The organism is Rhodococcus sp. APC 3903, assembly GCF_030407755.1.
Lineage (GTDB): Bacteria > Actinomycetota > Actinomycetes > Mycobacteriales > Mycobacteriaceae > Rhodococcus_F > Rhodococcus_F erythropolis.
Map to the genome: position 1 here is coordinate 66,123 of NZ_JASDCV010000022.1, position 26,847 is coordinate 92,969.

21 protein-coding genes and 2 pseudogenes are annotated in these 26,847 nt (G+C 60.3%); 17 read left to right on the forward strand and 6 right to left on the reverse strand.

What is annotated here, in order from left to right; translation table 11 throughout:
* Position 1: 1 nt before the first annotated feature.
* The gene (locus tag QMA15_RS26120; protein WP_290287120.1) at positions 2-2,185 is read left to right on the forward strand and encodes a 3-hydroxyacyl-CoA dehydrogenase NAD-binding domain-containing protein; all 2,184 of its coding nucleotides are present in this window, start codon (positions 2-4) and stop codon (positions 2,183-2,185) included.
* A gap of 10 nt (positions 2,186-2,195) precedes the next feature.
* Positions 2,196-3,164, forward strand: a complete 969-nt coding sequence (locus QMA15_RS26125; RefSeq protein ID WP_290287121.1) for a nitronate monooxygenase — start codon at positions 2,196-2,198, stop codon at positions 3,162-3,164.
* A gap of 159 nt (positions 3,165-3,323) precedes the next feature.
* On the opposite strand, the gene QMA15_RS26130 is transcribed toward QMA15_RS26125, so the two are convergent.
* A complete protein-coding gene (locus QMA15_RS26130; RefSeq protein ID WP_290287122.1) occupies positions 3,324-4,547 on the reverse strand; it encodes a helix-turn-helix domain-containing protein in 1,224 nt (407 codons plus the stop codon).
* 69 nt (positions 4,548-4,616) lie between these two features.
* Positions 4,617-5,582 carry an NmrA family NAD(P)-binding protein gene (locus QMA15_RS26135; protein WP_290287123.1) on the reverse strand — a complete coding sequence of 322 codons (966 nt, stop codon included), beginning with the start codon at positions 5,580-5,582 and terminating at the stop codon, positions 4,617-4,619.
* 321 nt (positions 5,583-5,903) lie between these two features.
* Between QMA15_RS26135 and QMA15_RS26140 the strand changes: the two genes are divergently transcribed.
* Genes QMA15_RS26140 through QMA15_RS26165 form a run of 6 tightly spaced genes read left to right on the forward strand, consistent with a single transcriptional unit; the run spans position 5,904 to position 11,709 of the window.
* A complete protein-coding gene (locus QMA15_RS26140) occupies positions 5,904-6,308 on the forward strand; it encodes an SCP2 sterol-binding domain-containing protein (protein ID WP_290287124.1) in 405 nt (134 codons plus the stop codon).
* Positions 6,305-7,363 carry an alcohol dehydrogenase catalytic domain-containing protein gene (locus QMA15_RS26145; RefSeq protein ID WP_290287125.1) on the forward strand — a complete coding sequence of 353 codons (1,059 nt, stop codon included), beginning with the start codon at positions 6,305-6,307 and terminating at the stop codon, positions 7,361-7,363. Before QMA15_RS26140 ends, QMA15_RS26145 begins: the two co-directional genes overlap by 4 nt.
* A 4-nt stretch (positions 7,364-7,367) precedes the next feature.
* Positions 7,368-8,888 (forward strand): aldehyde dehydrogenase family protein, encoded by a 1,521-nt coding sequence (locus QMA15_RS26150; RefSeq protein WP_290287126.1) that lies wholly within the window; start codon positions 7,368-7,370, stop codon positions 8,886-8,888.
* Between the two features lie 22 nt (positions 8,889-8,910).
* Positions 8,911-10,254, forward strand: a complete 1,344-nt coding sequence (locus tag QMA15_RS26155; protein ID WP_290287127.1) for a cytochrome P450 — start codon at positions 8,911-8,913, stop codon at positions 10,252-10,254.
* 32 nt (positions 10,255-10,286) lie between these two features.
* The gene (locus tag QMA15_RS26160) at positions 10,287-10,475 is read left to right on the forward strand and encodes a ferredoxin (protein ID WP_290287128.1); all 189 of its coding nucleotides are present in this window, start codon (positions 10,287-10,289) and stop codon (positions 10,473-10,475) included.
* Positions 10,468-11,709 carry an FAD/NAD(P)-binding oxidoreductase gene (locus QMA15_RS26165; protein ID WP_290287129.1) on the forward strand — a complete coding sequence of 414 codons (1,242 nt, stop codon included), beginning with the start codon at positions 10,468-10,470 and terminating at the stop codon, positions 11,707-11,709. Before QMA15_RS26160 ends, QMA15_RS26165 begins: the two co-directional genes overlap by 8 nt.
* A gap of 4 nt (positions 11,710-11,713) precedes the next feature.
* Here the strand turns inward: QMA15_RS26165 and QMA15_RS26170 are convergent, their stop codons facing one another.
* Positions 11,714-12,829, reverse strand: coding sequence for a LuxR C-terminal-related transcriptional regulator (locus tag QMA15_RS26170; protein ID WP_290287130.1), 1,116 nt, complete (start codon positions 12,827-12,829; stop codon positions 11,714-11,716).
* Positions 12,830-12,911: 82 nt separating this feature from the next.
* Between QMA15_RS26170 and QMA15_RS26175 the strand changes: the two genes are divergently transcribed.
* The 4 genes from QMA15_RS26175 (at position 12,912) to QMA15_RS26190 (ending at position 17,182) form a co-directional block, all read left to right on the forward strand.
* A complete protein-coding gene (locus QMA15_RS26175) occupies positions 12,912-14,465 on the forward strand; it encodes an acyl-CoA synthetase (RefSeq protein WP_290287131.1) in 1,554 nt (517 codons plus the stop codon).
* A 145-nt stretch (positions 14,466-14,610) separates the two neighbouring features.
* Positions 14,611-14,808 carry a hypothetical protein gene (locus tag QMA15_RS26180; RefSeq protein WP_290287132.1) on the forward strand — a complete coding sequence of 66 codons (198 nt, stop codon included), beginning with the start codon at positions 14,611-14,613 and terminating at the stop codon, positions 14,806-14,808.
* Between the two features lie 462 nt (positions 14,809-15,270).
* Complete coding sequence (locus QMA15_RS26185; RefSeq protein WP_290287133.1) at positions 15,271-15,420, forward strand: hypothetical protein; 150 nt, start codon at positions 15,271-15,273, stop codon at positions 15,418-15,420.
* Positions 15,421-16,006: 586 nt separating this feature from the next.
* Complete coding sequence (locus QMA15_RS26190) at positions 16,007-17,182, forward strand: ATP-binding protein (RefSeq protein WP_290287134.1); 1,176 nt, start codon at positions 16,007-16,009, stop codon at positions 17,180-17,182.
* 318 nt (positions 17,183-17,500) lie between these two features.
* Here QMA15_RS26190 and QMA15_RS26195 read toward each other — a convergent pair whose 3' ends face one another.
* Complete coding sequence (locus QMA15_RS26195) at positions 17,501-18,637, reverse strand: LacI family DNA-binding transcriptional regulator (RefSeq protein ID WP_290287135.1); 1,137 nt, start codon at positions 18,635-18,637, stop codon at positions 17,501-17,503.
* 620 nt (positions 18,638-19,257) lie between these two features.
* On the opposite strand from QMA15_RS26195, the gene QMA15_RS26200 reads away from it, so the two are divergent.
* The gene (locus QMA15_RS26200; protein WP_290287136.1) at positions 19,258-19,383 is read left to right on the forward strand and encodes a hypothetical protein; all 126 of its coding nucleotides are present in this window, start codon (positions 19,258-19,260) and stop codon (positions 19,381-19,383) included.
* 1,243 nt (positions 19,384-20,626) lie between these two features.
* Here the strand turns inward: QMA15_RS26200 and QMA15_RS26205 are convergent.
* Both QMA15_RS26205 and QMA15_RS26210 read right to left on the reverse strand, forming a co-directional pair.
* Positions 20,627-20,974, reverse strand: coding sequence for a hypothetical protein (locus tag QMA15_RS26205; RefSeq protein WP_290287137.1), 348 nt, complete (start codon positions 20,972-20,974; stop codon positions 20,627-20,629).
* 2 nt (positions 20,975-20,976) lie between these two features.
* The gene (locus QMA15_RS26210) at positions 20,977-21,435 is read right to left on the reverse strand and encodes a prevent-host-death protein (RefSeq protein ID WP_290287138.1); all 459 of its coding nucleotides are present in this window, start codon (positions 21,433-21,435) and stop codon (positions 20,977-20,979) included.
* Between the two features lie 302 nt (positions 21,436-21,737).
* Between QMA15_RS26210 and QMA15_RS26215 the strand changes: the two genes are divergently transcribed.
* The 4 genes and pseudogenes from QMA15_RS26215 to QMA15_RS26230 form a co-directional block, all read left to right on the forward strand.
* Entirely contained in the window at positions 21,738-22,745 is a 1,008-nt protein-coding gene (locus tag QMA15_RS26215) for a diiron oxygenase (RefSeq protein ID WP_290287139.1), read from the forward strand.
* Positions 22,746-24,279: 1,534 nt separating this feature from the next.
* A complete protein-coding gene (locus QMA15_RS26220; RefSeq protein ID WP_290287140.1) occupies positions 24,280-24,690 on the forward strand; it encodes a VOC family protein in 411 nt (136 codons plus the stop codon).
* Positions 24,691-24,908: 218 nt separating this feature from the next.
* A pseudogene (locus tag QMA15_RS26225) lies at positions 24,909-25,451 on the forward strand (IS6 family transposase); the annotation flags it as partial.
* Positions 25,452-26,113: 662 nt separating this feature from the next.
* A pseudogene (locus tag QMA15_RS26230) lies at positions 26,114-26,847 on the forward strand (hypothetical protein); the annotation flags it as partial.

The following is a 26,847-nucleotide window of genomic DNA, read 5'->3' on the forward strand; positions in this document are numbered from 1 at the left end:
CATGGGGAGCGATAAGGCAAGAAAGGTAAAAACGATTGCGTGGGAACGCGATTCCGATGGCGTCGTCACGCTGACGTTCGACGATCCGTCGAGTTCGGCAAATACGATGAATGCCGACTATATCGAGTCTATGAGTGTGACCCTCGATCGGCTGGACGCCGAACGAGAGTTTGTCACCGGAATCGTGCTGGCATCCGGCAAGAAGACCTTCTTTGCGGGCGGCGACCTTGACGATCTCGTGAAAGCGACGCCTGACGACGCAGTTAAGATGACTGCGCTGGCAAACACACTGAAGTCTCAGCTTCGTCGGCTTGAGACGTTCGGAGTGCCCGTCGTTGCGGCGCTCGGGGGTGCCGCGCTTGGCGGTGGCCTCGAGATTGCACTCGCAGCGCATCACCGTATTGCAGTCGATGCCAAGGGAGTAGTGTTCGGTCTTCCCGAGGTAACGCTCGGTTTGCTTCCGGGGGCCGGCGGAATCGTACGGACTGTTCGGATGCTCGGAATTCAGACTGCGTTGACGAAGCTCCTGCTTACCGGCAGCAGATTGAAGGTCGACGCCGCAGTCAAACTCGGGCTCATCGACGATGTTGTTACGGACGGCGAACAACTGATTCCTGCTGCCAAGGCCTGGGTAGCTGCAAATCCGGATTCGCACGTTCAACCGTGGGATCGCAAGGGGTTTCGTATTCCCGGCGGAGACGCGTCCACACCTGCGTTCGCCGCTAATCTGCCGGCGATTCCGGCAGGCCTGCGCAAGCAACTTAAGGGAGCACCGCTGCCTGCGCCACGCGCAATTCTTGCCGCCGCCGTCGAGGGCGCGGGACTTGACATTGATTCTGCGTCGTCGATCGAAACGCGATACTTTGTGCAGCTCGTCACTGGGCAGGTCGCTAAGAACATGATCAAGGCGTACTTCTTCGACATGCAGGCAATCGGTCGCGGTGCCAGCCGCCCAGCCGGATTCGACAAGTTCCGCGCTGCGAAGGTCGGCATCGTAGGCGCCGGAATGATGGGTGCAGCCATTGCGTATGTGTCCGCGCGCGCCGGGATCAAAGTCGTACTCAAGGACGTCAGTCTCGAAGCCGCGCAGAAGGGTAAGGCATACGCGGAGATCCTTGAATCGAAGGCAATAGCCGCAGGAAAGACGACTGAAGAGCACTCTACCGACCTCCTGGCACGTATCACCCCGACAGCGGATGCAGCGGACTTTGCCGGCGTCGACTTCGTTGTCGAGGCGGTGTTCGAGAGCGTCGACCTCAAGCACAAGGTGTTCCAGGAAATCGAGGATCACGTTCTCCCGGACGCAGTTCTCGGATCCAACACATCGACATTGCCGATCCGAGATCTGGCGAAAGGTGTGCAGCGGCGCGGAGACTTCATCGGGATTCACTTTTTCTCGCCCGTCGACAAGATGCCGCTCGTGGAAATCATTGCGGGCGAAGAGACATCACCTGCGACAATTGCCAAGGTCTTCGACTTCACCGAACAGATCGGCAAGACACCGATCGTCGTCAACGACAGTCGTGGGTTCTTCACCAGTCGCGTCATCATGACGTTCATCGACGAGGCCATCGCAGCGATCGGAGAAGGCGTCGACCCGGCGACAGTAGAACAGGCTGGACTCCAAGCCGGATATCCCGCTGGACCTCTGCAACTCTGTGACGAACTCACGTTGACATTGGTTCGTAAGCTGCGTGACGAAACCCGGGAAGCCGTACTTGCAGGCGGCGGGACATGGATTTCGCACGGCAGCGAAGCCGTCGTCGACCGTCTCGTCGATGAACTCGATCGAAAGGGGCGTTCGACCGGGTCTGGCTTCTACGACTACGACGGAGGCAAGCGCGTCGGGCTGTGGCCGAAGCTGTCAGCTGAACTCAGCGACGGGCCGAAGGAGATCCCCTTCGTAGACATCCAGGAGCGGATGCTGTTCGCCGAGGCTATCGAGACGGTCAAGTGCTTCGATGAAGGTGTCCTGAACACGGTCGCAGACGCCAACATCGGCTCCCTACTCGGTATCGGATTCCCCACGTGGACAGGTGGAGTCGTGCAGTACATCAACGGCTACGCCGGTGGACTCAACGGGTTCGTCGACCGTGCGCGTGAACTGGCGGACCGTTACGGTGCGCATTTCCAACCGCCCGAGTCATTGGTCGCCAAAGCCGTCCGCGGCGAAATCTACGAGTAGCGGAGAAGCTATGTTCCAGACCGCTTTTACCGAGGTTTTCGGGGTCGAGCACCCCATCGTGCAGGGTGGCATGCAGTGGGTCGGGCGTGCCGAACTCGCGGCCGCTGTCTCCGAGGCAGGTGGCCTCGGTATGATCACCGCACTCACGCAGCCGACGCCGGCTGATCTCGTCACGGAGATCGAAAAGGCACGGACGCTGACAAGTAAGCCGATCGGGGTTAACCTGACGATCTTGCCGTCAATCACCCCGCCGCCGTACGACGAATACCGACGGGCCATCATCGATGCCGGCATCACCATCGTCGAGACTGCCGGCTCCAACCCCGAGCCGCACATGGCACTGTTCAAGGAACACGGCGTCAAGGTGCTGCATAAGTGCACCAGCGTCAGGCACGCGATCAAGGCGCAGAACGTCGGCGTTGACGGTGTCAGTATCGACGGCTTCGAATGCGCCGGACATCCGGGTGAGGACGATGTCCCCGGACTGGTCCTGATCCCGGCAGCGGCACGTGAGCTGACTATTCCGATGATCGCCTCGGGCGGGTTCGCCGATGGCCGCGGTCTTGCGGCAGCGCTCGTGCTGGGGGCTGACGGAGTCAACATGGGTACCCGTTTCATGTGTACCCGAGAGTCGCCGATCCACGAAGATATCAAGGCGCGAATTGTAGATGCTGATGAGCGGGATACGGCCTTGATCTTCCGACCATTGCGTAACACTGCGCGTGTCGCGCTCAACGAGGTGAGTAGGCAGGTCGTCGAAATTCTCGATCGCGGTGGAGAATTCGGTGACGTGCGTGATCTCGTTGCCGGAGCACGAGGGCGCACCGTATACGAGACTGGTGATTCCGATGCCGGGATCTGGACGGTCGGCATGGTTCAAGGGCTCATCCAGGACATCCCGGATGCGGGCGAGGTGGTTCGCCGCACGGTGGCAGAAGCCCGCGAAGTCTTGAACTCGACAATCGCGAAGTTTCACTAAGGCGGGTATCAATCGGTCAGATCCGTGATCGACACATGAGCGCTGTCTGACGAGGCGTCGGGCGGCGCTCATGTGTCGAGTCCGATGCTCGTCCGACGTCGATCAGTCCGAGCGGCAACAGAATTCTCGAATGTCGCCATGTTTAGCGGGCCTAAGCGTTCAGTCGAGTGCGGCAAACACAGCTAGCGCGGCCTCCAATTCCGGTCGCCTGGCGTCGATCGATGATCCGATCAGATCAGTCGCATGCCGCAGTCGGGTTGCGACTGTCTTCTCGTGAACGTGCAGTACCGCGCTTGCCGAAATCTTGCTGGAACCGCAGCGGAAGTACGCCTCGAGCGTGCTGCGCATGCGTTCTGCTTCAACAGTCTTCACAGCCAGCGGCCCCAGAACGACATTCGCGAACCTGCGGGCGCGCACGGGATCGGCGAGAAGTGTGACAGTCAGCGCCATGTTCCTGAAAGTGGCCGCACCCCCGGACGGATCTATCCTGGCGAGCGCATGTGCGGTTTCGCACGCTTCGTGAGCGACTACAACAAATCCTTCGGCGCTGCGTCCGACATCGGAAACAGCGACATGCAATCCGGCGCTCGGTTTCGAGGTAAGGTTTTCCCACACTTGCTGGGGAATAGGGTTTTTGGTTGATATCCAGAGCAGGTGCAATCCTTTGTACCCATCGAGTTCTAGGGTGCTACCCGTTGCATGTCTCGATCGTATGATTCGCGCAAACTCGAGCGCCGAGTTACGTTCGTGGCCGATTCCCTGACCAATAGCGATTGCGACATGGTATCGCTCGAAGGAGTAATCGAGCGATTCGGTATTAGGATCCGCACCGCCGAGCACGGCACGAAGCGCGGACTCTTGCCTCCGGCCATCCTGTTGCATGCGCTGAGTTCGTTCGGACCACCGCAGGCTTAAACACTCGACGATATGGTCGGCATACGTGTTGAGGTGATCCCCGGCAATCAAGACGATTTTCGCGAGGGTATGACCGTCCTCGACTTGCGTTCCAACGAATTCTACAAAGCACTGCCACGTGGCCGCCGCCCCGAGTCGATACACGCGGAGAAGGAGTGGAAGGCCCTCAGGGTCACAGGCGATGCAGTCCACCAAGTCGATAGCGCCGACTGGAGGCTCAACACCATCCGCCGGGAGTCCGTAGGCGAGGGTACTGAGGAAGACAGTGACGTTTACCTCGGTCGACCGGTTCAGTACTTCCAGATAACCCTTTTCTTCCATGGAGGTTGGCGGCGGTTGACGTTCTGCAACAACCGCACTGATCGAACGCGACATGGTTTGTACGTTCGACAGCATATCGGTAGCAACAACCCGCAGAACGTCTTCCGCAGTGTCCACGCTGGGGCTGATTGGCTTGTGCATAGTCATAAGACTCACCTCTCGATACGCAGTCGGCGGGAGCCGGTAGGCTTTCGTCGACCGCGCATCAACGCAATCCTACAGTGGCGCATAGAGTCCCAGAACTGCTGATCGGTTTTCGATAAGCCAGTCTTCGAGCCGTTTGGCCGGACGGCCGGTCAGAAAATGCACGATATCGGATTTGCGCCACACCGTCTCATTGTCTTGTTCGAATTGAAAGTAGTCCAAGTAGTATTGGACCGCATCAGGTTCCCCGATATAGGCACGAATTGCTTCGCCGCAGTACTTCTCGAATCCTTCATCCGTGCCGTCATAGGTGATTGTTTCGCCGAGAATTGTTGTTGCAAATTCGGCGACCTCGTCGAACTTCATTACGTCGTGCCCGTTGTCGAGGTGGTAGATCTGCCCGATATGAACAGGGTTGGTGGAAACCAGAATTGCGGCAGCGCACTCGCCGGTGTCTGTTGTGTCCAGGAAGCTCATCCTACGGTTTCGAGGAACAACGAGCTTTCGATGTTCTCGGATCGGAGGGCCGAAAAAGCTGAGAAAGTTGTCCATGAAGTACGCCGCGTTATTGATGTAGGTGATGGGAAGTCCACTCCTGTCGAGGATGGCTTTTGCGCGAAGATGCTGAACTGCAGTTCCTCCGCCCACTGCCATCAAGGCCGCCGGGACTCTCTCGAGAGTCATACCGATCGGGTCGGCGACAAGGCGGACGAGATGCTGCAATGTGTTGTGGTGCCGTACCGCGGCAATGATGTTCGTCATGGCGGTCTCTTCATCGAGGAAGTCCGGTGTGACAACGAAGCAAGCGTCGACGTCCTGGAATGCTTCGATCAACCCGGGAAGGTTGAAGTAGTCGGCAACAACGACTTCCGCGTCGGGAAAGTTCTTGGTGAGCTTCTCGGCGCTCGAAGCATGGTGTGTTGCCAGTCGGAGTTGGACTTGCGGCGCCTCACGAGCGATTGCCGCTGCTGCCGGCCCGCCGATATGTCCACTTGCACCGAAAACAAGGATTCGATTCGGCATCGGTTTCTCAACCATGGGTAACTCCTTTGTGTAGGTGTGAAGCCGACTGCCTGCGATAACAACAGTGACCGGCCTCACAAGGATTAGCCATCGCGATCCGTGCGGGTAGTGCATGAACGGAGCCAGTCAGGCTCCGCGCCGGAGTGTCGTGAAGCATCGCGACGGCACTTGAAGGGTGATGGCTGACCGAAATTTTTCTCAGTGAGAACTGGATCACACCCCTCATGGGGGGCATAGATATCACCTTCGAGAGTTACCGCAGATCGGGTGAGTTGGTTCTATTAGGGGACAAGCAATTTCGGTCGATTCACATATCTCGAGGAGCGCGAAAATCACATGGGTTTCTTCAAGGATGCAGCAGAACTCGACAATTACATCGGCGGCGTGTTTCGTGATGCGGGCGAGCACCCCGAGTCCGGACCCAAGCTCAAAGCCGCCAACATCATCATGCGTGTGCAGTACGCGGATCCGGACTGCGAGGTGACGATCGCATTCCGTGATGACTACCAAGTCATCAGCGGCCCAACTGATCTCAAGCCCGACATCACCTTGCTGATGCGCGGAGACACGGCAGACAAGTTCTGGCGGGGGGAATACAACTTGGCTGTCGGGCTCGCTAAGGGGCAGGTCAAGGCAAAGGGCCCGACCAACAAAATCCTGAAGCTTGTACCTCTGACCAAGCCACTGTTTCCGATGTACCGCGAGAAGATCGCTCCCAAGGATGCCGAGGTAACGGCGTGAGCGAGACCATGAAAGCAGCGGTGTTGCGTGCGCCTCGTGTAGTCGAGATTGCCGACGTACCGATTCCGCATATCAACGAACCGACAGACATTCTCGTCAAGGTCGAAAAAACGGCCATTTGCGGAACCGATCTTCACCCGTACGAGGGACGACTGGAGCTAGAGGCCGACATCATCCTTGGTCACGAGTTCATCGGCTCGGTGGTGGACGTGGGCAGCGCCGTGACGCAGTTCTCGGTGGGCGATCGAGTGGTCGCATCGTGTGTTGTCAGTTGCGGCGCCTGTTACCAGTGCAGACGGCATCAGCCGGGTAACTGCGCAGGAAGTCGTATTTTCGGATTGGGGCTGGCGCTCGGTGACCTCGACGGTGGGCAAGCCGAATATGTGGTCGTTCCGTCCGCGGACATCACAGCGCGGGCAATCCCTCAGGGCAGCAACGTCAATGACGAAGACATTCTCTTCGCAGGCGACATCATGACGACCGGTCACGAGGCAGTTGCACGTGCCATGCGGCCCGGCGACACCGTCGCCGTCGTCGGTGCCGGCCCTGTCGGCTTGTGTGCAGCGATGTCCGCAGTCGCGCTGGGTGCTTCGCAGGTACTCGTAGTGGACAAAGTTGCGACCCGCCTGAAAGAAGCCGAACAGTTCGGTGCGATCGGTATCAACTCTAGCGAGAACGACGCAACAGACGCTGTCCTCGACCTCACCGATTGGCGCGGAGCAGACGTCGTGGTCGACGCCGTCGGACACCCGTCGGCACTATTGGCGGCAATCCCCCTTCTGCGCGCCGGTGGCGTGCTTTCGATCCCCGGGGTCTACACCGAGGAATCAATGACGATTCCGTTCGCTGACCTGTACCTCAAGGGCGTGCGCATCGAGATGGGCGTCAGTCACATCACCGAGTACATGGACGAAGTGATTGCGCTGATGGGAGCTGGCAAGTTGCACCCGAGCGCCATGATCTCTCACCGCATGGGGCTTTCCGAGGCAGCCGAGGCATACAAGCTCTTCGAGGCTCGCGAAGCCGTGAAAATTCTTCTGGACCCGACGAGGTGACAACATGACAAGCATTGATGTGAAGCACTATCCGCTGCTCATCGGCGGTGAAGCAGTCGATACCCACGAGAAGATGACCATCGTCGACCCCTCGGACGAGAGCGTCGTCGCCACTACTGCCAAGGGCGACGCCACTCATATCGACCTTGCTGTCGCAGCAGGTAAAGCTGCGTTCCAGAGTGGTGTCTGGGCGGGCAAGCCACCGCAAGAACGTGCGGCGATCATGCGTGCCATCGCAGATGCGGCCAATGACCGAATCGAAGAACTCGTCGAACTCGAGATGGCGGCCAACGGCGCGACAGTGCGACAGGCGACGGGCTTCCACGTCGGGTACGCGCTGGCGCATTTCAACTATTTCGCGGACCTCGCGGACACGTACGCTTTCGCACGGCCTGCACCCATCGCGAGTTTCCCGACCCTCGCTCAGAGTGTGGTGCACCGTGAGCCCATCGGTGTCGTCGGCGCCATCGCACCGTGGAACTTCCCGCTGCTGTTGACGCTGTGGAAGGTCGGACCTGCGTTGGCGGCCGGCAACTCGGTGGTCGTCAAGCCCGATGAGCACACGCCTCTGTCGATTCTCAAATTCGCCGAGATCGCAGAGGGGAACGGTCTACCCAAAGGCGTTCTGAATGTGGTGCCAGGTGACGGACGAGATGCGGGCGCACGCTTGGCTTCTCACCCCGACATCGGCAAGATCGCGTTCACCGGTTCCACGGCTGTCGGACGCGAGATCATGAAGCTCGCGTCGGGAACTGTCAAAGAGGTCACTCTCGAACTGGGTGGGAAAGGCCCTTCGATCGTTCTCGACGACGCCGATCTCGACATGGCCGTGGACGGTGTCCTCTACGGCTGCTTCGTCTACTCCGGACAGGTCTGCGAATCGGGCACCCGTGCGCTGGTGCCACGCAGCCTCCACGACGACTTCGTATCACGTCTGATTCAGCGCGCGGGCACCATCGTCCTGGGTGAGACCCGCGACTGGGACACCGATATGGGCCCGGTCATCAACGGTAAGCAGCAAGGACGAATTCTTCAGTATGTCGAGGAAGCCGTGCAGGCCGGTGCCACCGTCGCGACCGGGGGAGGAAAGCCCGAAGGTGAGGCTTTCGAACGCGGTTTCTGGGTTGCGCCCACGATCGTGACCAACGTCGACAACTCCATGGCGATCGCTCGCGAAGAAGTGTTCGGCCCGGTTCTCGTCGTGATTCCGTACGACGACGACGACGACGCCGTCGCGATCGCGAACGACAGTGACTACGGTCTTGCCGCCAGCGTCTGGACGACCGACAACTCGCGCGGCCTGTCAATCGCTGCGCGCGTCGAAGCCGGCAGCGTGTGGATCAACGACGCACACCAGATCAATGTGGAAGTTCCGTTCGGTGGCTACAAACAGAGCGGCGTCGGTCGTGAGCTAGGTCCGGATGCGCTCGACGAGTACACGCAAGCCAAAACGGTGCACCTCGATCTGTCCGGTGGACGTGAGAACAAGCCCTACGACATTCTGCTCAGCCACACAGACGACTGATTTCAACTTTCAGGGAGACGTTATGACTACGACCAGGTTCGACGACGGTCCAGAACTCCGCTTCGACGACGATGACGACAACGAACCATCCATCCCTACGAACGACGTCGCAGCGACGCGTGACTTTCACGAGGTCGACGTGTGGAGCGATAGTTTCTGGGGCGAAGATGCACCGCAGCGCGAGGTGGTATTTCGCCAGCTTCGCGAGCACGCTCCCGTGACCTGGCAGAAACCGATCGAAACGTCGGTCGTTCCCGACCCGAATGACCCCGGCTTCTGGGCAGTGGTCAAGCACGAACACATCACCGAGGTCAGTCACAATTCCGATGTGTTCGTCTCTAGCTACGGCGTGATGTTCGACCTGTTGCCGGCCATGTTCCTCGAGATGGCCATGTCGTTCCTTGCCATGGACAACCCGCAGCACGACAAGATCCGCAAGCTCGTCAGCGTGTCATTCACGCCCAAGCAAATCAAGAAAATCGACGACGACATCGCGATGCGTGCCCGTCGCATCGTGTCCGCGGTCGCCGATCGCGAGGAGATTGACTTCGTCGCCGACATCTCCAAGCACCTGCCAATCGAGATGTTCGGCGACATGTTCGGAATTCCCGAGGACCGGCGAGCCGAGGTTGCACACGCAGCCGACGAAATCGTCGCGTGGGCCGATCCGGAGCTGCTGGCCGGGCGTGATCCCATCGCCGTACAGAGTGACGCTGGAATGGCTATCCACGCGTTGGCCGAGGAACTGATCGCCGAACGCAAACATGAGCCACAGAACGACCTGCTCACCAACCTAGTGCAGGCCGAGGTCGACGGTGAATCGCTGACCGACTTCGAGATCGGCGCCGTCATGACGTTGATGGCGGTCGCAGCAACCGACACCACGCGCCACACCTCGAGTTTCGCGGTCAAAGCACTGACGGACTTCCCTGAGCAGCGCGCATGGTTGTGGGAGGACTTCGACGCCCGCATCAACGGTTCGATCGAGGAATTTCTCCGATGGGGCTCTGTCGTGGTGACGTTCCGTCGCACGGCAGTAAGCGAGTACGAACTCGGCGGACAGCAAATCCTGCCCGGTGACAAGGTCGTCATGATGTATGGGTCAGGCAACTGGGACCGCGAGGTGTTCACCGACCCGGACAAGTTTGATCTCAGCCGCAGTCCAAACCCCCATGTCACTTTCGGTGGAGGCGGCGTTCACTTCTGCCTCGGTAATCAGTTGGCGAAATCGATGATGCGGTCGCTGTTTCGTGAGTTGCATCAACAGATGCCCAATTTCGTTGCGGGAGAGCCTAAGCTGATGCGCACGAACTTCATGCGTGGAGTACTGAGCATGCCTTTCTACCCGAACACTGGAGCGAAGTAGTCATGGCCGGTGGCTGCCGAATGGTTGTCGACATGGCCAAATGTTCCGGCCTGGGGATCTGCGAAGCCGTAGCCCCTGATTTCTTCGAAATCGGGGATGACGGCGGGCTTCTGGTCTTGACCCACGAGGTAGGGCCTGATCAGCACGCCGAGGTGGAGGAAGCAATCAGGTCCTGCCCCACCCAGGCCATCGGTCTCGTGGAAGACACCAACAATGAGTAGTCCAGGTCTAGTAGTAGTAGGTGCAGGACTCGCGGGCGTCGCAGCTTGCGAGTCCGCCCGACGAGAGGGATACACCGAACCGATAACGCTCCTTGGCGCCGAATCGTATCTACCCTACGATCGGCCACCCCTCTCGAAAGAACTATTGCTCGGAGAAGCGGCCCCGACAATTCCCGCCCTCCGAGAACGGGACCGTTTCGAGGAACTCGACATCGACGTGTGGACTGATGCACCGGCGCTCGGACTGGATACTCAATCGCGCATTGTGACGACGGGCCGCGGTGATCTGCCCTACCGACATCTGGTGATTGCTTGCGGTGCATCATCGCGAGAGCTGCCGGGCACCGCCGGTGTGTCCGGAATTCACACCCTGCGAACGTATGCCGACGCAGAGGCGATCTGGAAGCGGTTGCAATCGCCGGCCCGTGTGGTGGTGATCGGTGCGGGGTTCATCGGAGCCGAAGTTGCCTCGGCAGCGCGCAGCTATGGACATCCCGTCACGATCGTAGAAGCAGCACCTGCACCGTTGACACGATCGCTGGGAGTGGAGGGCGGAGCACTATGCGCAGAACTACATGCCCGCAATGGTACGGAACTCGTCCTCGGAGTCGGGGTCGCCGAGGTGATGACCGATACTTCGGGTCAGGCGGTTCGCGCTATTCGATTGACGGACGGACGAACCCTTGATGCAGACCTCGTCGTCGTCGGGATCGGCGCTGTCCCGTCGACGGAGTGGTTGGCGGACAGCGAGATTGCGCTCAATTCGATCGACGGGGGAATCGAATGCGATGCGACCCTGGCGGTCCTGACTAACTCGGGGGATCCGATCGAGGGAATCTGGGCCGGGGGCGACGTCGCTCACTGGCCCAACGCCCTGTTCGATAGAAGGATGCGTCTCGAGCACTGGGCGAGCGCTTCCGAGCAAGGGGCGTTGGCTGCGCGTAATGCAGTAGCCGTGAGCCCTGCCCATACGTACACGGCAGTGCCGTACTTCTGGTCGGACTGGTACGGCACCAGACTACAGTTCGTCGGCACCTCCCATGCCGATGAGTTGCTAGTTCAGCATCGCGTCGACAAGACCGGCGGGACTGTGGTCCTGTATCGCTCCGGCACACGATTGACCGGAGTCCTGACGATCGGTAGGCCCGACCTGATCATGAAGTATCGACGGTTCGTCGTTCAAGCCGACTCGTGGTGCGCGGGAGTTGATTTCGGTGCTGATCGGTGCCGTTGACGGTTCATTCCCGTACGAATTCGCTGAACCACACTGCAACTGCTTCGGATCTGTTGGAAACCTGAAGTTTTCGCAGTACATGTTTGACGTGTTGCTTGACGGTGCCTTCGGCGATGACGAGTTCACGTGCGATCGCACTGTTGGTGCTCCCTTTGGCCATCAGTGCGAGAACTTCGTGTTCCCGCCGAGTCAAAGGGACACTGTTCGGAGGTGCAGTACGGTACGGCTGCGGCTTGGGATGGCCAGTTCCCGAATCAAAGTAGCTGCTCTCAGTCGAACGCCGTACGGAGACTTCGTGAACGGTATCGGTGCGGAAGCCGAGCATGGAGCTGATCGCATCGAGTCGGCTCTTGGCTCCATTTACCTCTTCGGCCAGTCGGGCCCTGCTGAGTGCCAGCCGCAAGCTCTGTGCAAATCCGATCAGGAGCTGGCAGTCGTCCGAATCGACATCCGCGCTCTGCCGGTATTTATCTGCGTGAAGAAGACCGACGACTCGACCACCGGAAATGATGGGGGCTGCAACGTACGACCGCGACTGCGATGCCACCGCTATCGGACGGTTGACTCGGCTTTCGGTCTGAACATCGGTGACCAGCAACCCGTCTCGGCGACGCACTATTTCCGTTTCGAGTATTCCGGTTCCGAGTTTCTGTGGAGTTTCTTGCCCAGCACGATTGATCTCGGCGGCCCACTCCTCGCTCTCGGGGACAAAGACTGCTTCGGAAATCCACAGCCCGTCTTCGATCCGGGAAATGATGGCGCGGTCGAAACCGAGTTCGCAGACGAGTCGTGGTGCGGCGGCGATCAAGTCATTGGTGATGCAGGGGAGAGACTCGAGGATTCCGATGACCCCGGCCAGTTGTCTGGTCGAGGAATCAAAACCCAATCGCCGCATGATTTGCTGATCGACAGTGCGAAGGTGGGCAAGAGCAGCAAGCAATTCCGGCGACAGGTCATGGACTTCGGCGTCCAGCGCCGCCGCCAGATCCGCCCATGCCTGCCCAGCTGCGGTGCCGATCGGCATGTTCGAGTCGGTCGGGCTCCCGAGGGCGCTCGGAGCCTCACGTAGCCCGCCGACGATCAGCCGACCGTCCACAGCAGATCGGGTGGGTTTCCTCACCGAAGTACTAACAATGTGATGCACGCCATATATGTTACCGGCCCGGGTGCCTGGACCGAAAACTCAATGCGAGGAGATTGCGATGTACCCCGGAATTTATGCTAAATCAACGCCTGATCGACCAGCTGTGATCATGGCCGGCACTGACGAGATCCTGTCATACGCAGATCTTGAACGCCGATCTGTACAACTGGCTAATGCCTTGTGTTCAGCGGGATTACAGATCGGCGATGTCGTGGCGCTACTGTCCACGAACTCGACGGAAATGTTCGTCGTCTACTGGGCATGTTTGCGGAGCGGCTTCTACTTGACTCCGGTGAACACGCATCTTGCGAGCAACGAGATCAGCTACATTGTCGACGATTGTGGTGCCAAGGCGCTGATCGTCTCCGCCGATCTCGCGACCGTTGCCGACGACGCTCGGCGCACTAGCGGACACATCCGTACCGCTCTGGCGTTTGGCGGTGTTGGGATCGATGGATTTGACTCCTACGAGCAGTTCGTGAGGGGAGGGTCTGATGTGCCCCCCGCATATCAGCCCCGGGGTGCAGATATGTTGTACAGCTCTGGCACCACCGGTCGACCAAAAGGCGTCAAGCCGTCTCTTCCGGCGCGACAGGTTGGGGACAACGGAGATCCCTATGTGGCGGTATTCGGCGGTGCGTACGAGATCAGTGCAAATACTATCTACTACTCACCGGCACCTCTCTATCATGCTGCGCCACTGCGGTTCGGAATGATCACTCACAGTCTCGGAGGTACAGTGATCACTTCCGACAAGTTCGACGCGGAGAACAGCCTGCGGATCATCGATCACTATCAGGTCACTCATAGTCAGTGGGTTCCAACTCATTTCGTCCGAATGCTGCGGTTGCCGCAAGGCGTGCGAGATTCTTACAACGTCAGCAGCCTCACCCACGCGATACACGCTGCGGCGCCATGCCCGACCGAAGTCAAAAGTCAGATGATGGACTGGTTCGGGCCGATTCTGCACGAATACTATTCGTCTACCGAAGCAAACGGCATAACCATGGTTGACCCGACCGAGTGGACCAGCAAACGTGGCACCGTGGGGAAAGCGAAACTCGGCACTATTCGGATATGCGGTGACGATGGATCCGAGCTACCCACGGGGACTTCGGGTATCGTCTACTTCGAGCGTGACGTTACCCCGTTCGAATACCACAACGACTTGAGCAAGACCCTCGACTCGCAACATCCGACCTATCCCACCTGGACGACGTGTGGAGATATCGGGTACATCGACGAGGACGGATATCTATTCCTCAATGACCGCAAGGCGTTCACCATCATTTCCGGTGGTGTCAACATCTACCCTCAAGAGATCGAGAATTGCCTGGCGCTTCACCCTGTTGTGGAGGATGTGGCGGTCATGGGAGTGCCCGACGAGGAGTTCGGAGAGCGGGTGTTGGCCGCTGTTCAACTGTCAGCCGGAGTCGCAGGTGACGATCATGTGATCGTCCGTCTGCAAGACTTCGTCCGCGAACACCTTGCCGGATATAAGGTTCCACGCGAAGTTAAGTTTGTGGAGACATTGCCGCGCACGCCCACCGGAAAGTTAGTGAAGGGGCCGTTGCGGGAACAGTTCTTGGAGGGTACTGGCGTGTCTGACTAACACACCGTGCGGACTTCGCCCTGAATGGCAGTGGCCGGGATGGTTGGATCTGCGCCAAATGAGGCGATCACGGACCTTCTCGGTGTGTCGGCGGTCGGTGCGGAAGCGGTGGCCGCGATGGCGCTGATGGAGTTTCGGGGCCGACGTGGCCCAGAGGACGCGTGAGGAGTTGGCGGCGTTGGAGCTGTTCCCTCGGCGAGGGAGAGTAACGACCAGACGCTGGGCGGCTCATCAGCGGCCGCCGATGGTGTGGGGGGATCGGTACCATCTGACGCGGATCGCCATGTGGCAGGCGCTGATCGGGTCGGCAGCGAACGCGGTGACCATCGGCGGCGTCATGTGAGGTTCGGCGCGTAGCTCGTCCAGTCTGTTGGGTCGGGAGGTGGGCAGTGTCCACTGTCTCCACCTACCCACTTCGCCGGACGCGCGAAGGACAGGTGACGAAGTGTGTGTTGTACGCCAAGTAGGTACCGGGACAACAGTCGTCTCCGTCTGGCGCATCCCATCCCCGGAATCACGTTGGTGAAGCTCCGAGGCGAGTGCGTTTCACCGCTTGCGCCGCCTAGCGAAGCGGGGAGGGGTGCTGGCGGAATAGGTCCGGGACGGGCGTCCCGCCTCCCGTCGAGTGACCAGCCGGTCGACGGACGCCCACTGCAACAATAGCTGCGAAATCCCCTACTGCACAGGAAGTTCCCGATTTCAGGGACAGTGACTGACGCGTCGGCGACGTCAGTACCCCTGGCTCAGTCCCTCCCGCTTCGCTGATAGTAACCATCTTCAATCAACAATGTGCTGAGGAGTTTTCATGGGATCGTTCGACACCGCATCGCTGAGCACCGAATCGCTCGAGGATCTCAATCTCGGCAAGGTCAGCGAGCTGCTCAAGCTCGGGCATCACCGCAGTCTCTTTCATCACCGCCCTGAACTCGCTCAGCTGAGCGCTGCCTCGGGTTGAGGTGGAGGAGAATGCAGCCGGTGTTCGGGAACTTACCGCCGCCAGAGTCGGCTGATGTGGCGGACGGGGTTCCCGGCCCACTGCAGAATGTCGTGGACTTCACCAGTGATCTTTGGTGAGCGTCGGTGGGCCCCTTCGGCGCTGCCTTCCGTCTCGGTTCTCGCGCGCCAGACCCGTCTGTAGGTCACCTCCTTGTCGGCGGGTACTCCTGGTACGGGTTGGATGTATGCCCCACCCGATGTTCCCATCTTGGTGACGAGCGGCCGGCATCACGACGAACTCGTCCTCCGCCCGAGCCTGCCAGTCGCGAGCACAACCTGTGCCGCGTGTGATCGCGGCAATCCGCACGCCGCAGTGACGAAGACGCCGACGAAGCGTGTATCGAGCCGGTGGGCAGTTTCCGTCGCTGTGTGTCAGATGCCGCGCCGGAATTGCTGACCGGCCTTCCCCGGAATACGTTGAAATGCGGTGAAGTGCCAGGCTGGCCGGAGCCCTCGCGTGCGGCACGCTCGATTGCGCTCTAGAGAGATATCTGAACCTATGGTCATCTATGGGGATGCAGCCATACATTGCTATAGTTTCCGATATGGACTTGGAGTTGAATCCGTTCAAGCCGGGGTCGGGCCTTCGTCCTCCCGCGCTGGAAGGTCGAGACAAGCAGCTTGCGGCCTTCGACCTTCTCGTTGCGCGGAGCAAGCGCCGTAACTACGACCGGGGCATGATCTTGTCGGGGCTGAGGGGAGTGGGTAAGACGACACTGTTGAACACCCTTGCCGAGCATGCTGATCGGCATGAATGGTTGACGATCGGTATCGAGGCGCGGCCTAATGTCTCCGGCACCGCAGCAGTGCGGGCGAAGCTTTCGCAAGAGTTGACAGTTGGCCTGCGCCGCTACAGTCGCAAGCACAAACTTCAGCAGGTCGTCGACCCGCTGATTGACCTTGCCCGAGGATTTTCCCTGCAGGTCGGGCTCGGACCGGCGACGGTGAAGGTCGGAGCGGCGCAGCCCGCGGCAGCGAGCGGCGACATCGACCTCGATATCGAAGAACTCGTCGAGGCGATCGCCGGGGCACTCAAGCCGCGCGGTGGTGCTTTCGGTTTGTTCATCGACGAGATGCAAGATCTCGACACTGATTTGCTGTCCGCATTGCTGGCGGTCCAGCATCGTGCGAGCCAGCGGGAATGGCCGTTTTTCTTGATCGGGGCCGGCTTGCCGAATTTGCCGGCAACCTTGGCCGAGAACCGTTCCTATGCCGAGAGGCAGTTCCTCTACAACACGATCGGGCCCCTTGACCGGGAAGCTGCCGCTGATGCGTTGCGGATTCCGGTCCGTCGCCACGGCGGCGACTTCACCGAGGACGCGTTGGCGCTGTTGGTCACGGCGAGCGGTGGTTACCCGTACTTTCTGCAGGAGTACGGCAAAGCGGTCTGGAATCTCGCGCCGGAAGCACCATTTCAGCTCGAGGACGCCGAGCTCGCCGTCGAAGTCGGCCGAAGTCACCTCGATGAGGGGTTCTTCCCTTCCCGCTGGAATCGGTCCACTGACCGTGAGCGTCGATATCTTGTCGCGATAGCTGCTACAGGTGAGGACGCGCCCCGGTCGGGGAAGGTTGCAGAGCTGATGGGATCGACGTCGAGTGGAGTCAGCGATGTCCGTGACTCCGCTATTCGTAAGGGTCTGATCTGGGCGCCGGAACACGGTCGGATCGCCTTCACCGTGCCCGGCATGGCTGACTTCATCCGGCGCCAACCTACAGCGTAGAAATGTTTCCGGCGCTGTGCGATAACGGTGTGTCCTTGCTCTGCTGTGGTCTTATTCGGAAGGACTGAGAGGAGAACTCGGGACCGAAACCGTTACTGCAGTGGCCGATTCGATGTCGCTCGTCTCTCTGAGGTGGAGGGAATGTCGATGGGATGTTATTCGGGTGCGGAGCTGTTCGGTGAGGTCGAGAGTTTTGATGTTGGTGTGTTGTGAGTGCCGGCTGAGGGAGGCGGGCTCAGCCGTAAAACGCCAGCCCGGATCAGTGGACTGTGTGCGGAGGGCGCCGCCGGCAACACAGTATTCATGCCCTAGCGCTCGTTACCGGGCGTGGGCCCGGGGCTCTGGTGGAGCGTTCGATCTGACGGTTGCGCGGGGTGTGTCGCGTTGATTTCCGATTCGATGTTCGCCGGTGCTCGCTCGCATGTGTAGTTCGCTGCGGGCGAGGTGGTGTGCAGCGGCTTCGTCGCCGTTGACCAGGGCCAGTAGTAGTTGCACGGCGGTGGCGGCTTGTTCTTCGGGGAAGAAGTCGAAGGCGGTGATCGGGGGGCCGGAGGTCAGTAGAGCGGGCTCGTCGATGTCCTGGGCTATCAGGACATCGCCCGGGATCGAGAGGCCGAGATCGTGCGCTGCCCGGGTCGCGGCGGGGGCAGCGCCGAGGGCCAACGACAGTATCGCGTCGGGTGGATTTTTCGACGTGAGAGCGTTGCGGGTCGTCGTATATGCTGCGGCGGCAAGGTATTCGAGGGTGTGGGTGCCTGGGAACGATGTCAGGTGGCTGCTGATGCGGGGCTTGATGTTGCGATCGCGGAACCAGTGGATGCAGGCCATGGTCGTGGCGCGTGTCCACTCTGAATTCGTTCCGGGAGTGAGGACGAGAATGTTTCTCGCCCCTTGTTCGGTGAGGTGGTTCATGAGCGTGGCGGTGGTGGTGGCCAGGTCGGGCGTGATGCAACTTGCGAACAGTGCAGCGTTTCCAGGACCCACTGCAACGGACGGGATTCCCCTCGTTGTGAGGATGTCGAGACGAGGATCGTGAGTGCTCGGATCGACGACGAGTACCCCGTCCATCTCGATTCGCCGTAGTCCGTTCGGGTCTTTCATCGCCGGCAACAGAAGCAGCGAATGATCGGCTAGGAACGCAGACTGGGCGGCGGTGGTTGCCACGCGCCCGTACCAATCGAAGTTGAGGTATGCGGCAGAGGACAACCCTTCGCGAGCGGGGAGCACGGGAGTTGGGAGCATCAGAGCGAGAGTTGAAGTCCGGTGTGATCGCAGCGTCTGAGCTGACCGATTGGGGTGGTATCCGAGGCAGTCGGCGATCTGTTGGACGCGTGCGCGGGTCGCCGCGTCGACTCGGCCTTTGCCGTTGAGAGCGTAGGAGGCGGTTGACGCGGCGACTCCTGCAGCGGCCGCGACGTCGCGGAGCGTCGGAGAATGCGGAGATGCCGATGCCACCGGTCCTCGCTCCTGGTCGGCGTGTGGTGTCGGGCTCAGCGTAACGGTCAATCGCTTCGGCACGGTGGTCCTGGGCAGAGAAACTCCTCCATGCTGTGCGCCGCATCGTTTGCGGCAGCTGACCATGTGCAGGACGTTTCGGCAGACGCTGAAGGCGGAGACAGCAGGTGGAGGAGCATCGACGGACTCGACGTGCCACGACTCTCGACTGACACAGTTCGGTCGCCGGAGAACGCTGAGCGAATCGCCGAACACTCATCCAACGTCGGAGCGAGGAATCGTGCTCGAAGGGTCAACCTGTGATCGGAGCCTCACGCACCTCAAGCGCCGAATGACGGGGTCGGGATATCTCCGGCGCCGGGGCGCACGCATCGTTCGCTGTCCAGCGCCCTCGGATGAAGAGCGCGGTTGGGTGAATGTACAGCGGATACGGCGGGCAGCGGCGAGATGTGGTTCCAGTGGGGGAGAGGCGATAAGCCAGGGGCCAGTGGGGCGATCGTTACATCTGTTCGTGAGTGTGTCCGGCTAGGCGAGTAGGGGGCTGCGAGAGTGCCGAGTTGTGTCGGGCGCGGTTTCGGCGGGAGTTGAGACCGCTTCGCGGGCGGTTCCCCGGTGACGCGGTGTTGATCGGTTCGTACGAGGCCGCCGCCGTCGACGGCGGCGACGAGGTGGTGTTCGGGTTGTTGATCCGGTTGGTGGGCCCGTCGGCTCCGGTGTGTGCTGATCCGTTTGTGCTGATCAGTTGACCGTCTGATCGGAAGGCCCGGCCCGCAGCAACCGGGCCGGACCTTTCCAGTTGTGGTCCAGAAAGGCCCCTCACCGTCCGGCGAGGGGCTTCTGTGGGGGTTCAGTTATAGCGGTGAATGCGGGTTGGGAGGGGTGGTGGGACCATTCACCACTATGAAAAGTAGTTAGCAGTATCGCCTCGCGGCTCGGCTTTTGGTGTGTGGTGACGAGATGCGGGGCTCACGGCGCGCCGACTTTTGGGGGTGCGAGTGGAAGGGTCAGGGAGGACGCTGATTCGTTTCCGATCAATACCGATTGGTCGATGGTGCGGAAGCCGTCGAGGGAGACCAGGCCGGGGAGGCCCGCATTACCAGGGTTGCGGTACTGTGATCGCGAAGCTCGACTCTAAAGAAGGACAAGGTATTTCGCCATATAGAGCGGCGAGAACCGTCCTGAAAGCCACCGAGGCCAAACACACACGCCCAGTCTACGCAGTCGGGAGCAATGCGCCCGTTGTGTTCCTGGCACAGCGGATGCTCCCACGCACAGTTATGGAGACATTGACGGCCAGGGCATATGGACTCCCCAGTCGCCGTAGCGAGATAGACCCCAGCTGCGCAACCTACCGGGGCGGCATCCGATTTGAAGGCCGCCTCTGGTTGCTCGGTGCGAAACATGTTGGGACGGTCGCGGTGTCTCGGCTCTGGGCGTCTCAGAATCGCCAGCCTTTCTTCCTGTCGTCGCTCTTCGCGTTGGGCTCGGCTGCCGGTGGTGGTGCGGGGAGTGGAGTGATCGGCGCGAAAGCGCCCGAACACGCGCGTACTGAGCGTCAGCTGTCGGGTGCGGGCGCGGTGAGCGGGCGCCAGTGTTGATGCTTGCTACTGCCTCGAACGGCGTTGTGATGGTGTCCAATTCGACTCGCAGGTCCCGCTGATCGGCGGTGTCCTTTGTCGAGAGCATGTTGTCGGGCTCGTAGTAGAGAGTGGCATTGTGGACAGGCCGGATGCTCCGTCGACTCACTGTGTGAACGAATCGGCGTACGGGTCACGATCACGCCAGCAGTGGCTGAGACGGGTGGCGACGCCGGCAAGCAGAAGCGTGCAGACCGGACGCATCGGTGCAGTCGGGCCGTACACCGGCTGAATGATCAGGTTCGGAGACGCTGCACCTGCGTGAAGGGGTGTCTCAGATAGTCGGCGACCTTGTGTGGGCCCCCGCCTTGGTTGTTGTTGCCGGGTGTTCACGATTATCAAGGTGCGGGTCCTATTTCGTCTCGTTCGGGTGGTTGGTGTGTACCTGTTCGAGATGCACGGTTTTCCCCTCGACGTAGAACCAGATGCGGGCATCTCCCTGCTGTGTGGGTTTGTGCTGCCATCGCTCGTGGGTTTTGCCGTCTCGGGTGATGCTGGCGAGGTCACCGCGCAGCGGATAGTTTTTCGGGCCGACCGCCTGCGGGGTTCGTGTCAGGAAGTCCCAGGCGTCGGCCAACGGATTTCGGATCGCCGCGACGAGCTCTTGCCATCCTTTGCGCGCGTGGGTGGTGGCGAAACGGATTTCGTACTTGGTTCTCTTCGTCGGGCGAGGTACGAGCTCACCGCGCTTTCCTGCCACCGCTACGGACGCTCCACAATCGAGTCGTGGTCTTCGGCGGAGTCGAGCCAGTCGAGGTCTGCCTGGCCGAGGCCAGCGGCGATCGCGGTCGCAGTTTCCCGCCATGAGGTCAGCTCTGCGAGCACCAAGTGCGGTTGGTCGGTGGCAAACGATGCCCGTGCGGCGTCGACGAGGTCTTGAGCGCAGACAGCGCGATCCTGCGGGGCGAGTGCGAGCATCCAGGGGAACGCGCGCGACATCCGCCCGGCGAGCGGGCCGTCGTCGTCGACGGCGACTCCGATCAACTGTGCTGCGAACTCCAGGAGTCGGGCGCGGCCGTCGGCTTCACGCTGAGACATGAGCACGAGATCTTCGCCGTCGCGGCGGGTGACGGTTACGGGATGGTCCTCGGCCTCGGCGAACACTTCGGCCGAGTGTTTGCTCAGGTCGGAGGAGCGGCGCGTGGTGCGGGTCGCGGTCATGTCGCCATACTATTCGGAACGTGTTCGGAAGTCTATGCGAGATGTGATGAGAGGCGGTGTGGTGTGTCGCGCTCGCGTCGGCTTCAAATCCGCGGTCCGTTACTTCTTGTTCGCTGATTCGTCGGTGCCGGTTGTGGGGGTGGCAATTGCTGGGTGCCGCCTCCGTTATCCGGTTGCCTATTTTTACTGATACCGTAAGTTACATTAAATGTTGAGAGGCCGAGTGTGATCGTGCAAGCGGCCCTCGATTCCGCCGAACACTGCGAATGTAGGTGCGGTGACCGAAACGAAGAGGAGGCGCCATGACGCTCGCAGTGCCGCTCGACAAGCGCGCAGAAGCATCCGACGACTCGTACAACGAGACGCTTCGACTCCTGTCCGAGGGGTCGGTGCACAAGCATTTCGACCCGTATCTTGACATCGACTGGGATTCCCCCGAGTTCGCTGTTGTTGCGAACGATCGCCGTTGGATCCTGCCGGCCGAGACAGATCCGCTGGGTGCTCATCCGTGGTACCAGTCGCAGTCCGAGGCCAGGCAGATTGAAATCGGTATGTGGCGTCAGGCGAATATTGCGAAGGTCGGTCTGCAGTTCGAGAACATTCTGATTCGCGGTTTGATGCAGTACGTCTTCTCGTTGCCCAATGATTCGGCCGAGGCGCGTTATTGCACGCACGAGTCGGTCGAAGAGTGCAATCACACGATGATGTTCCAGGAGATGGTGAACCGTATCGGTGTCGATGCTCCGGGTATGAGCCGTCCGATGAAGATGCTTGCTCCTTTCGTGCCTCTCGTTGCGGGTCCGTTTCCGGAGCTGTTCTTCGTCGGTGTCCTTGCCGGTGAGGAGCCGATCGATCACATTCAGAAGAGTGTGTTGCGCGGTGGTGGCCAGATCCATCCGATCATGGAGTCGGTGATGGCGATTCATGTGGCCGAGGAGGCGCGTCATATCTCGTTCGCGCACAAGCTTTTGAGCCGCCGTATTCCGTTGTTGTCACGTCCGAGCCGGTTTGTTCTTTCGCTGCTGTTCCCGATCGTCATGCGCGTTCTCTGTGATGCCATCGTCGTGCCGCCGAAGTCCTTCTGGAAGCAGTTCGACATCCCGAAGTCCGTGAAGAAGGACCTGTTCTGGGATCTGCCCGAGTCGCGTCAGACCCTGCGTAACTACTTCGGTGACGTCCGGATGTTGGCTACCGACACCGGTCTGATGAACCGCGGGCCGCGTGTGGTGTGGAAGGCATGCAAGATGGACGGCCGCGCATCGCGCTTCCGTAGTGAGCCTGACCGCAGTGCGCACAACGCTGCTGCCTAGCATTGGGGGCAGCGCTTCTCCTCGGCCACCCTTACTGGCAGACTTACCTGAATAATTTTGTGCGCCAACAGTTTACGCGGTGTTGCGCTGTGTGCAGGTCCGCCGCAGCGGGAGTCGATTTCAAGGACACGACGTCTTCACCGTGAATGTCGCGGCTCGGAAGGCTTCGCCCGGGCCGAACGCCGCGAGCCGGAGATCCGTGCGGTGTGCCTATGAAGGGAATGCCGGCGGGGACCTGCCGCGCCGTCCAGGGAGCAGGAGTGAATACCGGGTTGTGTTGATCGGTTTGACCGTCTGATCCACCAAAAACGTCCGGCCCGCAGTGACCGGGCCGGGCCTCGTCAGTTTGTATGGTCCGTAAAGGCCCCTCATCGCTTAGCCTCCAGTGGTCGTTGCAACACCTGATGTTCTGGGGCGACAGTACTTCCCGAAGGGAACGGACTTCGCCACCTACGGGCCCGATGAGCCCGAACGCCTCGCTCACGAACTCGATGGGCTACCCCGAAAACATTCGACAGGGACACTCCAACGGAACACCTTGCCAAGATCATCGACGAAGTTGCCTAGTCGCTGCAACGTCCGGTCGCGAATGGACCGACAAACGCGGACCCATCGACCCGGGAGGGGCAGGTCGACGGGGCCTAGAGGCAAGTTGCCCCTCTCAATACCATCCGGCAACTGGCCTCATCATCAACGATACGCGGGGCCCGCCCCGGCTGAAGGACCGTCAAAGGGTGGGCGTTATCGGGCCGAATTGACCACTCAGAGCTGCCGCGGTGGTGAATGGCATCCGAAATGATCGGCTGGCAAACGCTATTTCGAGCGTGAACCCCTTCCCTCACTACTGTGCAGACGGGCGCCGTCAGCCAGTTCGTGATTTGAAGTGGTCCGTCCGTCGCTCGTCGATAGCAACCGGGCGGAATGGTGCCTGGCCAGCGAAATGTGCAGTCCATAGAGGTTCGTCGAGTTGGGTGGATGTCCAGTTGGGGCGGTACGCTGTGGTTCCAAAAATTGCGAGGGCAGGTTCGTCGGTGGGTGATGTGATGGTGAGGTTTGACGGGTCGGGGGTGGTGTCGGCTGAGATTGCCTGTGCGGCATTGCAACCTGTTCTCGACAGTGTGTATCACCGGTATTGCTGGGAGTCGATGCCGGTCGTAGAGGAGGCGCTTCGGTATGTGGGGCGGGGTGCTTTCTCGCGGGACGGGATCGAGAAGTTCGCCAGCTACATTTGCATGGGGGAGAGGCCGGTGTTGACGAGCAAGGGCCTCTCTGGCGATCGGATGCGGCTCGGCAGACGGTCTGGTCTGCGCTGGCGTTGACACGTCGTCGAGCTTGTCGAGGTTGAGGCAACGCGAAAGCGTCTCCTGGACAACACCGCCCACGGGGTGCTCGCATTTCGCGTTCTTCCAGAGGCGTTTCCGTTACCTCGGGTTTAGGCTGTGCTGATGGGAGTGCCGAGCGAAGGTGGAGCGGATCGTCGGGTCGGGAACGTCGGATTTTTTCCAGTGTGGTGCTTCGGTTGCGGATACGTCGGATGATGCTCGACGCGGCTGATCATCGTCGACTGGCTGAGTTCTATCGGCGTCTTCTCGGTGCGCGTTACGAGCCGGGCAGTGAACCCGGCAAGGACGTCAAGCCTCGATTCCTCGATCTGGTCGAGCCGGCTACGGGCGCCCGGTTGGGTTTTCAGGTCAGTGAGAACTATCAGCGTCCGGATTGGCCGGATCATCATCGGGTGCCGACTCAGGGGCATCTCGACATCAGTGTCCAGGCGGGGGAGCTTGATCGGGCGATCGACTTCGCAGTGTCTCTGGGTGCTTGCGTGGTCAGTGTGGTTGAGCGCGATGAGGGGATCGTTGTTCTCCTCGATACTGCGGGTCATCCTTTCTGTTTCCTGACCGCCGCTGTGTCCGACGAGTCCGCCGGCCGTATCGGGGGGTGTTGAGTGCGACCCTGGCGGCATCTGGGGTTCGTGAATGCCCATAGGATTGCAACCATGTGACACTCGATGACGAGGAGGCTGTGTGTCAACGACGCACACGATCGTGATGCGTGACTTGCAACCGTCGCTCTCCAACGTCGCCCTCAGCGCCGAGCGTGTCGAGCACGGACCCCGCCTGGCACTGTCACGTTGTTGAACGCTGGAAACTGGGAGAATGTGGCGTGAGCACCCCAATACTGTCGTACAAGGGCCACCGCTACCCGGTCGAGATCATCAGCCACTACGTGTGGTTGTACTTTCGGTTCCCATTCAGTTTCCGTGAGGTTGAGGAACTCATGCTCGAACGCGGTGTCGTGGTGAGTTGCGAGATGATCTGGCGGTGGTGTGCCAAGTTCGGGCAGGCCTACGCCAACGGGCTGCGCCGACGGCGCTCCCGGCCCGGTGACAGGTGGCACCTCGATGAGGTCTTCATCCGCATCAACGGCGAACTGCATTACCTATGGCGGGCGGTCGACCAAGACGGCAACGTGCTCGACGTGCTGGTCCAATCCCGCTGAAACGCGTTGGCGGCCAAACGGTTCTTCCGCAAGCTGCTCAAAAGGCTGGAGTATGTGCCGCGGGTGATCGTCACCGACAAACTGGCCAGCTATCAGGTGGCGCACCGAGAGATGCTGGCCTCGGTCGAGCATCGCGGGTCGAAGTATTTGAACAATCGAGCCGAGAACTCGCATCAACCCGCCAGGCAGCGAGAGCGGGTGATGAAATACTGGTTGTTTTGGTGGTGCACTAGCGGATTGGGCTGATTGGGGCCCCGATGCCCAGTTCAGCCCGCGGGGTGTCTCTGACGCTGACCCGGCATTCATATGGCCTGCGGATCACACGTGGTGTGTCGCAAACGATGTCGATCCTGACTTCTCAGTGATCGGAGGACCTGTTGAGGCGATCGAACTTCTCATCGCGGATCCCCGTCTCGACGCGGTAGCCGTTGCCCCATTCAACCCCAGTGACCCGGACCGTTTGTATTGAAAACAGTTGGATTGCAGGGGAAACCATCCGTTATGTGCGAACCACGCCTCGATGATTCGCTTCAGCAGACAAAACTGGATGGGCAAGAAGATGTCTGTTCAGATCGAATCTCGCAATGAACCGCGCGGGCCGGCGGATCGAGGTTGGGGGGAGGCTTTCGGCTCGATGGAACGTACCGTGGGGTACGTTTTGGGGATGGCTCCGACGTGGGAACAGATCCGAGGCGCGAATTACGGCACGATGGGACGCACTGTCCGTGGCGTCGTTTCACCGCCCCGATGGGTCGTGGCAGCTGGTGTTGCATGGTCCAGAGGCGAACTGGCGCTACGAAAACGAGTTCGGCGACCCAACCTTTCTGGAGAATGCGACGGATAGATGGTCCCGCGGCGCGGACGATGCAATGGTCCACGCTGTCAAGTCTCCGAACACGATGTACGCGACCATCGGTGTCGGTTCACCGTCGCTGCTTTTGCGCGCTTATGACACGTTCCCTCCTGCGTCGAGTCATATGTTCGACAACCAACGATTTGTCGACCCCAATACACCCCGGGCAGCGATAGTGCGCGGCCGCGAGGGGTGGGAGGTGACCGCTCTCGATCAGTACACCAACGAGACGGTTACTTATGTGTTCGATGCGCAACTAGGTGTCGCGTTGTGGTGGCAGCACGGCGAGGAGTGGATGGAACTCGAAAACCCCGCACTGGACGTGGAATTCGATCCAGGATTGTTTCGATGGACGGGTCCTTCGCGTCCTCCTCAGGACGAGATCGCGAAGCATCAACGTGAGCATCAGGAACGAGAACGCGCTCTGGCCGGGATTCCTCAGGCGGTGCCGACGTGGCTCCCGATGACGATAGTTGCCACGTCGGTATCGGGTGATCCTCGCACCGGCGAACTGAGTCTGTCGATCCACGGACAGTCGCCCCAACGCACGTTGCGCCGCCGGGTCACCGCGATCGGCGAACCTACACTCGAGTGGCCGAACGACTCTACCCCGCAACGCTATCCGCAATCGCTCGGTGACTGGACGTACGAAATTCGTGGTTATCAGGACATTGACCCAACGGACTGCGCTCGCATCCTCGGGCGAGGCCGAGCCGTTCGTGCTGCCACGCAATGTGGTTGTCATCGGCC

Bases quoted from the DNA above. Each gene is read 5' to 3' on its own strand.
- QMA15_RS26190 (WP_290287134.1), top strand. From the start codon at position 16,007: ATGGACTTGGAGTTGAATCCGTTCAAGCCGGGGTCGGGCCTTCGTCCT.
- QMA15_RS26130 (WP_290287122.1), bottom strand. From the start codon at position 4,547: ATGACTATGCACAAGCCAATCAGCCCCAGCGTGGACACTGCGGAAGAC.
- QMA15_RS26175 (WP_290287131.1), top strand. From the start codon at position 12,912: ATGTACCCCGGAATTTATGCTAAATCAACGCCTGATCGACCAGCTGTG.
- QMA15_RS26215 (WP_290287139.1), top strand. From the start codon at position 21,738: ATGACGCTCGCAGTGCCGCTCGACAAGCGCGCAGAAGCATCCGACGAC.
- QMA15_RS26155 (WP_290287127.1), top strand. From the start codon at position 8,911: ATGACTACGACCAGGTTCGACGACGGTCCAGAACTCCGCTTCGACGAC.
- QMA15_RS26185 (WP_290287133.1), top strand. From the start codon at position 15,271: ATGGGATCGTTCGACACCGCATCGCTGAGCACCGAATCGCTCGAGGAT.
- QMA15_RS26125 (WP_290287121.1), top strand. From the start codon at position 2,196: ATGTTCCAGACCGCTTTTACCGAGGTTTTCGGGGTCGAGCACCCCATC.
- QMA15_RS26210 (WP_290287138.1), bottom strand. From the start codon at position 21,435: ATGACCGCGACCCGCACCACGCGCCGCTCCTCCGACCTGAGCAAACAC.
- QMA15_RS26120 (WP_290287120.1), top strand. From the start codon at position 2: ATGGGGAGCGATAAGGCAAGAAAGGTAAAAACGATTGCGTGGGAACGC.
- QMA15_RS26140 (WP_290287124.1), top strand. From the start codon at position 5,904: ATGGGTTTCTTCAAGGATGCAGCAGAACTCGACAATTACATCGGCGGC.
- QMA15_RS26165 (WP_290287129.1), top strand. From the start codon at position 10,468: ATGAGTAGTCCAGGTCTAGTAGTAGTAGGTGCAGGACTCGCGGGCGTC.
- QMA15_RS26220 (WP_290287140.1), top strand. From the start codon at position 24,280: ATGATGCTCGACGCGGCTGATCATCGTCGACTGGCTGAGTTCTATCGG.
- QMA15_RS26135 (WP_290287123.1), bottom strand. From the start codon at position 5,582: ATGGTTGAGAAACCGATGCCGAATCGAATCCTTGTTTTCGGTGCAAGT.
- QMA15_RS26150 (WP_290287126.1), top strand. From the start codon at position 7,368: ATGACAAGCATTGATGTGAAGCACTATCCGCTGCTCATCGGCGGTGAA.
- QMA15_RS26160 (WP_290287128.1), top strand. From the start codon at position 10,287: ATGGCCAAATGTTCCGGCCTGGGGATCTGCGAAGCCGTAGCCCCTGAT.